This window comes from Mesorhizobium sp. B2-3-15 (assembly GCF_006442875.1).
Classification (GTDB): domain Bacteria; phylum Pseudomonadota; class Alphaproteobacteria; order Rhizobiales; family Rhizobiaceae; genus Mesorhizobium; species Mesorhizobium australicum.
In genome coordinates, this window is the sequence record NZ_VFVO01000010.1 from 263529 (window position 1) to 271047 (window position 7519).

General features: G+C 63.4%; 10 protein-coding genes. 8 read left to right on the forward strand and 2 right to left on the reverse strand.

The window, feature by feature from the left end; genetic code table 11:
* The first annotated feature begins 113 nt into the window (after positions 1 to 113).
* The 4 genes from FJ954_RS21505 (at position 114) to FJ954_RS21520 (ending at position 4241) form a co-directional block, all read left to right on the forward strand.
* A complete protein-coding gene (locus FJ954_RS21505; RefSeq protein ID WP_140662999.1) occupies positions 114 to 1310 on the forward strand; it encodes a phosphoglycerate kinase in 1197 nt (398 codons plus the stop codon).
* 144 nt (positions 1311 to 1454) lie between these two features.
* On the forward strand, positions 1455 to 2480 hold the full coding sequence (locus FJ954_RS21510) for a class I fructose-bisphosphate aldolase (RefSeq protein WP_140663001.1): 1026 nt from the start codon (positions 1455 to 1457) through the stop codon (positions 2478 to 2480).
* 173 nt (positions 2481 to 2653) lie between these two features.
* The gene (locus FJ954_RS21515) at positions 2654 to 3427 is read left to right on the forward strand and encodes a thioredoxin family protein (RefSeq protein ID WP_140663003.1); all 774 of its coding nucleotides are present in this window, start codon (positions 2654 to 2656) and stop codon (positions 3425 to 3427) included.
* A gap of 97 nt (positions 3428 to 3524) precedes the next feature.
* Positions 3525 to 4241 carry an SGNH/GDSL hydrolase family protein gene (locus FJ954_RS21520; protein WP_140663005.1) on the forward strand — a complete coding sequence of 239 codons (717 nt, stop codon included), beginning with the start codon at positions 3525 to 3527 and terminating at the stop codon, positions 4239 to 4241.
* A 25-nt stretch (positions 4242 to 4266) separates the two neighbouring features.
* Here the strand turns inward: FJ954_RS21520 and FJ954_RS21525 are convergent, their stop codons facing one another.
* Together FJ954_RS21525 and FJ954_RS21530 are read right to left on the reverse strand one after the other, a co-directional pair.
* Positions 4267 to 4428 (reverse strand): hypothetical protein, encoded by a 162-nt coding sequence (locus FJ954_RS21525; RefSeq protein WP_015315363.1) that lies wholly within the window; start codon positions 4426 to 4428, stop codon positions 4267 to 4269.
* A 116-nt stretch (positions 4429 to 4544) separates the two neighbouring features.
* Positions 4545 to 5498 (reverse strand): ring-cleaving dioxygenase, encoded by a 954-nt coding sequence (locus FJ954_RS21530; RefSeq protein WP_140663007.1) that lies wholly within the window; start codon positions 5496 to 5498, stop codon positions 4545 to 4547.
* Positions 5499 to 5763: 265 nt separating this feature from the next.
* Between FJ954_RS21530 and FJ954_RS21535 the strand changes: the two genes are divergently transcribed.
* The 4 genes from FJ954_RS21535 to FJ954_RS21550 all read left to right on the forward strand — a co-directional run.
* Positions 5764 to 5931, forward strand: a complete 168-nt coding sequence (locus FJ954_RS21535; RefSeq protein ID WP_015315361.1) for a hypothetical protein — start codon at positions 5764 to 5766, stop codon at positions 5929 to 5931.
* 84 nt (positions 5932 to 6015) lie between these two features.
* Positions 6016 to 6606: a DJ-1/PfpI family protein gene (locus tag FJ954_RS21540; protein ID WP_140663009.1), complete on the forward strand. Its 591-nt coding sequence runs from the start codon at positions 6016 to 6018 to the stop codon at positions 6604 to 6606.
* A gap of 64 nt (positions 6607 to 6670) precedes the next feature.
* On the forward strand, positions 6671 to 7078 hold the full coding sequence (locus FJ954_RS21545; RefSeq protein ID WP_140663011.1) for a hypothetical protein: 408 nt from the start codon (positions 6671 to 6673) through the stop codon (positions 7076 to 7078).
* Positions 7079 to 7150: 72 nt separating this feature from the next.
* The coding region (locus FJ954_RS21550) for an HTH domain-containing protein (protein ID WP_140509693.1) at positions 7151 to 7519 on the forward strand (369 nt) is incomplete at its 3' end.

Genomic DNA, 7519 nt, shown 5'->3' on the forward strand with positions numbered 1-7519 from the left:
TCACGGACTATGTCCCCGTCCGCCTCAAAATTTCGCACCCGGCCCCAGCCAAGCCTTGCATCGTCATTGATGCGAGGTATGGTCCCGGCGATTTCAGACGAAAGGGAACCGGCATGGCTGTCTTCAAGACACTGGACGATATCGGCAACATCAGCGGCAAGCGCGTGCTGGTGCGCGTCGACCTCAACGTTCCCGTCGCTGAGGGCAAGGTCACCGACGCCACCCGCATTGAACGCATCGCGCCGACCATCGCCGAATTGTCCGGCAAGGGCGCCAAGGTCATCCTGCTCGCCCATTTCGGTCGGCCCAAGGATGGTCCCTCGCCTGAATTCTCGCTGGAGCCGATCGCCAGGGCGACGGCTGAGGTGCTCGGCCGTCCCGTTGGATTCGCCTCCGACTGCATCGGCGACACGGCAGGCAGCGCTGTCGCCGCAATGGACAAGGGCGACGTGCTGCTCCTGGAAAACACCCGCTTCTACAAGGCCGAAGAGAAGAACGATCCCGCTTTTACCGAACGGCTCGCCGCCAATGGCGACATCTTCGTCAACGATGCCTTTTCCGCCGCCCACCGCGCCCATTCGTCGACTGAAGGGCTGGCGCACCTCTTGCCCTCCTTCGCCGGCCGCACCATGCAGGCCGAACTCGAGGCGCTGGAGAAGGGCCTGGGCAACCCGGTCCGTCCGGTCGTTGCCATCGTCGGCGGCGCCAAGGTCTCGACGAAGATCGACCTGTTGATGAACCTGGTGAAGAAGGTCGATGCTCTCGTCATCGGCGGCGGCATGGCCAACACCTTCCTCGCCGCGCGCGGCACCGACGTCGGCAAGTCGCTGTGCGAGCACGACCTGGCTCCGACCGCCAAGCAGATCATGATCGAAGCGGCGGAGGCCGGCTGCGCCATCATCCTGCCGGTCGACGGCGTCGTGGCCAAGGAATTCAGGGCGGGTGCGGCCTGCGAGACCATCGCCATCGCCGACGTGCCGGCCGATGGCATGATCCTCGATGTCGGCGCCAAGACCGTGACGACGATCGGCGAGTGGATCGACCGCGCCGCGACGCTGGTCTGGAACGGGCCGCTCGGCGCCTTCGAGATCGAGCCGTTCGATCACGCCACGGTGGCGGCGGCCAAGCATGCGGCGGCGCGCACAAAGGCGGGTAAGCTGGTTTCGGTCGCCGGCGGCGGCGATACCGTGGCTGCATTGAACCACGCCGGTGTCGCCGACGACTTCACCTATGTCTCGACCGCCGGCGGCGCCTTCCTGGAATGGATGGAAGGCAAGCCATTGCCCGGCGTGGACGTGCTGAAGCGCTGAGGGCACACGGCTCACCGGCAATTCGATCAACTCGAAGGGAGCTGGCGGCAGCGCCGGCCACTTTCGCTCGATTCGAGCTTTCCGGCGTCATTCCTTTGGCGGTAGTGTCCTGCTGGCCGATACCAACCGGTTAGGAGAAGCATGATGAGCGAACGTCTCGAAGACATTGCCGCCGCGATTGTGGCCAACGGCAAGGGCCTGCTGGCCGCCGATGAAAGCTCCGGCACGATCAAGAAGCGCTTCGACGTCATCGGCGTCGAATCTACCCCCGACAGCCGCCGCGACTACCGCGAGATGATGTTCCGCGCCAAGGACGCGATGGCCAAATACATTTCCGGCGTTATCCTCTATGACGAGACCATTCGCCAGAAGGCCGCCGACGGCACGCCGCTGGTCGACATCATCAAGGCGGCGGGCGCCATTCCAGGCATCAAGGTCGATGCCGGCGCCAAGCCGCTGGCCGGCTTTCCCGGCGACACCATCACCGAAGGCCTCGACGGCCTGCGCGAGCGGCTTGCCGACTATTACAAGCTCGGCGCCCGTTTTGCCAAATGGCGCGCGGTGATCGACATCGACACCGGCAAGGGCGTGCCTTCGGTCAATTCGATCAACTCGAACACCCATGCGCTTGCCCGCTATGCCGCACTTTGCCAGGAGGCCGGCATAGTGCCGATCGTCGAGCCCGAAGTGCTGATGGACGGCGCTCACGACATCGACACTTGTTTTGAGGTCTCCAAGGCGACGCTGATAAAACTCTATGACGAGCTCCACGCTGCCGGTGTTGTCCTCGAAGGCACGATCCTGAAGCCCAACATGGTGCTTTCTGGCAAGAAGTCGGGCACGGTGGACAGTCCTGAGCAAGTCGCGGAGAAAACGATAAAGCTGTTCCGCGAGACGGTGCCGGCCGCGGTGCCGGGCATTGCCTTCCTCTCCGGCGGTCAGGAGGACGAGGAGGCGACCGCCAACCTCAATGCCATCAACGCCATCGGCCCGCATCCGTGGAAGCTGACCTTCTCCTATGGCCGCGCGCTGCAGGCCGCCCCGCAGAAGGCATGGAGCGGCAAGGCCTCGAACATCGCCGCCGGCCAGGCCGCCTTCACCCACCGCGCCCACATGAACCACCTGGCGGCACTTGGGAAATGGAAGGCGAGCCTGGAACAGGCTGCCTGAAGCCCCTGCTATCCCTCCCTTCGAACCCGGGCCGACATGCCCGGGTTTTGTTTTGGCGCACCGGCCTTGGGTCAAGGCATTCGAATTCTTATTTTCTCTGGGCATCCCTGACAGCGGCGATGTCGGGGCGAGCCCATCCCGTACGTCCTTGGGGTGCAGACAGGGAGAAGTTCATGCATCGCAACAAGGTCGTTTCGCGCGAAGAATGGTTCGAGGCTCATAAGGCACATCTGGCCCGCGAGAAGGAACTGACGCGGCTTCGCGAGCGCGTCGCGGCCGAGCGGCGCGAACTGCCCTGGTTGAAAATTCGCAAGGACTACGTCTTCGAGACCGAACGGGGGCCGAAGAAACTTGCCGATCTGTTTGGCGCCAACAGCCAGCTGATCGTCTACCATTTCATGTTCGGGCCGGGCTGCGTCAATCATTGCGAAGGCTGCTCCTTTCTTGCCGATCATATCGACGGTGCCAACCAGCACCTCATGCACCACGACGTATCGCTGGTAGTGATCTCGCGCGCGCCGCTGGACGAGCTTGTAGCCTACAAGCAGCGCATGGGCTGGAAGTTCGACTGGGTGTCGTCCTATGCGTCTGATTTCAACTTCGATATGCAGGTTTCCTTCACCGACAGGCAGATCGCGGCTGGCGACACCACATACAATTTCGAGACCCGAGCCCGGACATCGAAGGAGCTTCCGGGCGCCAGCGTTTTCTACAGGGACGAGAACGGCGACATTTTCCTGACCTTCGTTTCGCGTGCCCGCGGCGGCGAACAACTGATCGGCGCCTACCACTATCTGGACCTGACGCCGAAGGGCCGCGATGAGACCGGCCTCTACCGCAACCTGATGGATTGGGTGCGGCTGCATGACGAATATGCAGGCGAGCCGCAAGCGGAGCGCGATTGCCACGATGGCTCAGAGCCCCTTCGGAATTGCGTAAAGGGGTAGAGCGTTCGAGGCGATCCTGTTTTCGCCGGAAATGCTCGTTCACCTCTCTCGCGACATGCGTTAAATGCTGGTCGCAAACCAGTTCAATGGACCAGCGATGCGACGCTTTCCGACCTTCCTCACCTGGCTCGCCTTCCCGATCTATGTCTGGCAGGGATTGGGTGTCCGCCGCCGCACCTCGCGCATGCTGCCGGCGCAAGGACCGGTCATGCACGAGATCTCGGGCGAGGCTCCGGCGATCTCGCTGTTGGTGCTGGGCGATTCCTCCGCCGCTTCGGTCGGCATCGGCAATTCCGAAAACGGGCTTGCCGCGCAGCTTGCCGTCATGATTGCGCAGCGCACCGGCGGCGCTGTGCGCTGGCGTGCCGCCGGCTTCAATTCGGCGACATCTGGTCAGATCCGCGACCATGTCCTGCCCAATCTGTCGGCTGATCCGTGGACGCATATCGTGCTCGCCATCGGCACCAACGACACCAAGAATTTTCATTCCGTGCCGCGCTTCAAGAAGGAGTTCGGCGGCCTCCTCTACGCGCTGCGCGCCAAATGGCCGGGGGCGCGCGTGGTATGGTCGCCGGTGCTGGAGTTCACACGTGCGCCGGCCATGCCATCGCTGCTCGGCAAGATCCTAGAGATCCGCGCTACCGCGATGAACCGGATGGGCGAACGGCTCTGCCTGGAGCGCGGCGCGGTGCCGGCGCCGCGCCTGCCGATCACCAACCCCGAGGCCGGTTTTGCTTCCGACGGGTTTCATGCCTCGGAGGCCGGGTACCGGGCCTGGGCGGAACATCTCGTCGGCCCAGTGCTTGCCGACTGAAGAGCGACCGCAGCTGTCCCCAGGCCTATGTCAAGTGCCCGAGCACGGCCGCCAGTGAGATCGCCGCCATGGCGAGCAATGCCAATTTCCAGAAATCGCCGCGGCGCCTGAGCCCCGGCCAGCCGAGCGGCTTGATGAGCTGGATGACCATGAACCCGACGATGACAAGGGCGAGGAGCTTCGTCATGCTGCCTTTGACCAGCAACGCTTGCGCCTGTCAAAGCGGTTCGTTCGGTCTCCGGGAAAGAAAAGGCGCCGCGAACCCGAACTGGAACGCGACGCACGCCTTGACCGCGCAGCAATCTACTTCAGCGGCTTGAGGCCAGCCTCGATCGATGCGCGTTTTGCCTCCAGGAACGGGGGCAGGGCAAGGCTTTCGCCCAGCGTCTCCAGCGGCTCGTCGGCGGTGAACCCTGGCCCGTCGGTGGCAATCTCGAACAGGATGCCGTTCGGCTCACGGAAATAGAGCGAGCGGAAGTAGTAGCGCTCGACCTCGCCGCTTGACGGCAGCCGGAATTCGGCCAGGCGCGCCGTCCACTGATGCAGCGTCTCCTCGTCCGGCGCCCTGAAGGCGACATGGTGAACCGCACCGGCGCCTTGCCTCGCGGGTGCCAGCCCGGGCTGCACGGCCACATGAAGCTCCGCCGCCGGCCCGCCCGCGCCCATTTCGAAGACGTGGACCTGGCCCTCGCCATCAGGCGAGGCATAGTCGCGGACCTTGCGCATGTTCATCACCCCGGCCAGCACCGCCTCGGTGTTGGTGATGTCGGGAACACTGATAACGATCGGCCCCAGTCCGCGGATCTGATGCTCGGCCGGCACCGGGCTTTGCGCCCAGGGATGGCTGCCGCCCTTGCCGCCATCGCTGACGAGCCGCAGGCGCTGGCCTTCGGGGTCCTCGAAATCCAGTGACTTGTAGCCGCCGATATCGGCAATCTCTCCTGTCACGATGCCCTCGCTGGCAAGGTGCTGCTTCCACCAGCCAAGGCTCTCCTGGCTGCCGACCCTGAGGCTGGTCCGCGCGATGCTGTGTGTGCCGCGCCGTTCGCGGCCGATCGGCCAGTCGAAGAAGGTGAGGTCGGTACCCGGCGTTGCCTCGCCGTCGGCATAAAAGAGGTGGTAGGCCGAGGTATCGTCCTGGTTCACTGTTTTCTTGACCAGCCGCAGCCCCAGCACCTTCGTGTAGAAGTGAAGATTGCCGGGCGCATTGGCGGTGATGGCGGTCAGGTGGTGAATTCCTGTCAGTTGCAAGCTCATGGTGGTCTCCCTGTTTTTGGGGAAGAATTTTCTCCTTTCATATCAGAACTCCGGTCACTTCGCTGAAGGCCGCCTATCCCGACAGTCCGTCGCCAAGCTATGAACAATACTGCCTCGATTAGCCCTGCCTTAGTGAACAATCCGCGCTCGCGTGACCCGTCACGACAAGAACGGAACAGTCGCCACACGACCTGCCATCCTCCTGACAGACTGCTGTCAGGAGGGGTGTGCGATAGTGTCTCCAGTTAGAGAGAGGAGATTGGTCATGAACGGTTTTACCATTCTGCGCGGCATGCAGCATTATGTCGGCAAGATCCGCACGATGCGCAACGAGATCCGGACCCAGCGGTTCATGAACGCGCTACCCGCAGACATTCGCAAGGATATCGGCTGGCCGGACATGTATGCCGAGCGTCGCCATCACGGCAATTGAGACGAAATTTTCAACGCAGCGGTTGGATGCTCACGCGTCAGCACCCAGATATCAAGTCCGGCGCGCGAGGGATGGAGCGAGCTCATGCCCGATCAGAAGACAATCGGCTTTCTGTTCATCGAAGGTTTTGCCGACTGGGAATATGGGCTGCTGGCGGCCTCGGCGGTCGAATGGTTCGGCGCTCGCGCTGTGTCGCTGACGCCCGACGGCAAGCCGGTGACCGGAATCAGCGGTTTTAAGCTGACGCCAGACCGCTCGGCCAGCATCAATGAGAATACCGATCTCGATGCCGTGGCGGTCATCGGTTCCGACCACTGGGCGGACACGGCGCCGCCGGATGCTGCCGAACTGCTGATGGCTGTCGCATCGCGCGGCGGTATCGTTGGTGGCATCTGTGCGGGAACGCTGGCGCTGGCCCGAGCCGGCATGTTCGAGAACGCCAGACATACCAGCAATGGCCGTGACTGGATTAGCCGTCACGAGTCCGGCTATGCCGGCGACGGCAATTATCAGGATGTGCCACATGCCGTGGCCGACGGCAAAATCGTGTCCGCGCCAGGTTCGGCGCCCGGCACTTTCGCCCTTGCCTTCCTGCAGACGCTCTACCCGGAAAAAGGCAGCGAACTCGCGCAGATGCGGACGCTGTTCGCCAAGGAGTATGCTGAAGCCTCCTGACAGCATGCTGTCAGGAGGTGCGTGCGATGGTGGAATAATGCGTATGGCCGGCCGAGGACGATCGATGCAAAACTGGAACGACAGGCTGAACGCGCCTGGCATCAACGGTGTGAAGCCAACGCCGCGCACGGTAGGGGACGTTATCGAAGGCCAGCCCATGCTGGTGCCGACCGCGCGCCAGGTCGACGATTTCATCCGCTCCATCCCCGAAGGCGTCGATATGGACGTTCGCGCGCTGCGCACGGCCCTTGCCATCGAGCATGGCGCCGAAGTGACATGCCCGGTCACCATGGGCTATCATCCGCGTACGGTCGCCGAGGCTGCCAAGGAGGATCTCGAGCGCGGCATGACGCTCAGCGACGTCGCTCCCTTCTGGCGCGTTCTCGATGCGAAGACGCCGACAACGAGGAAACTGTCCTTCGGCGCGGAATTCGTCGCCGCGCAGCGCAAGCGCGAAGGGCTGAAGCCGTAATGCATGTCATGTGGAAGTGGATCCGGTCAGGGAGCCACGGCATGCATGGGAAAAACACTGGGGAAGCAAACGATGCGCCGCGCCGACAGGCTCTTTCAGATCGTGCAGCATCTGCGTGGTGGCCGCCTTGTCACCGCTCAGAAGCTCGGCACATGGCTCGAGGTTTCCGAGCGAACCATTTACCGCGACATAGCCGACCTGCAGTCGACTGGGGTCCCGATCGACGGCGAGGCTGGCGTTGGCTACATGATGAGGGAGGGTTTCGACCTTCCGCCGCTGATGTTCACGCGTGACGAGATCGTGGCGCTGGTGGCCGGCGCCCGCATGGTGCGCGCCTTTGGCGGCGCCGCCATGGCGCGGGCCGCCGACGAGGCACTGGTCAAGATCGGTGCCGTGCTGCCCGATGCCGAGAAGGACCGCATCGCCCGCACCGAGATCCAC

Coding starts and splice junctions, on each gene's coding strand:
- FJ954_RS21525 (WP_015315363.1), bottom strand. CDS start 4,428: ATGACGAAGCTCCTCGCCCTTGTCATCGTCGGGTTCATGGTCATCCAG.
- FJ954_RS21545 (WP_140663011.1), top strand. CDS start 6,671: ATGCAAAACTGGAACGACAGGCTGAACGCGCCTGGCATCAACGGTGTG.
- FJ954_RS21535 (WP_015315361.1), top strand. CDS start 5,764: ATGAACGGTTTTACCATTCTGCGCGGCATGCAGCATTATGTCGGCAAG.
- FJ954_RS21510 (WP_140663001.1), top strand. CDS start 1,455: ATGAGCGAACGTCTCGAAGACATTGCCGCCGCGATTGTGGCCAACGGC.
- FJ954_RS21515 (WP_140663003.1), top strand. CDS start 2,654: ATGCATCGCAACAAGGTCGTTTCGCGCGAAGAATGGTTCGAGGCTCAT.
- FJ954_RS21540 (WP_140663009.1), top strand. CDS start 6,016: ATGCCCGATCAGAAGACAATCGGCTTTCTGTTCATCGAAGGTTTTGCC.
- FJ954_RS21530 (WP_140663007.1), bottom strand. CDS start 5,498: ATGAGCTTGCAACTGACAGGAATTCACCACCTGACCGCCATCACCGCC.
- FJ954_RS21520 (WP_140663005.1), top strand. CDS start 3,525: ATGCGACGCTTTCCGACCTTCCTCACCTGGCTCGCCTTCCCGATCTAT.
- FJ954_RS21505 (WP_140662999.1), top strand. CDS start 114: ATGGCTGTCTTCAAGACACTGGACGATATCGGCAACATCAGCGGCAAG.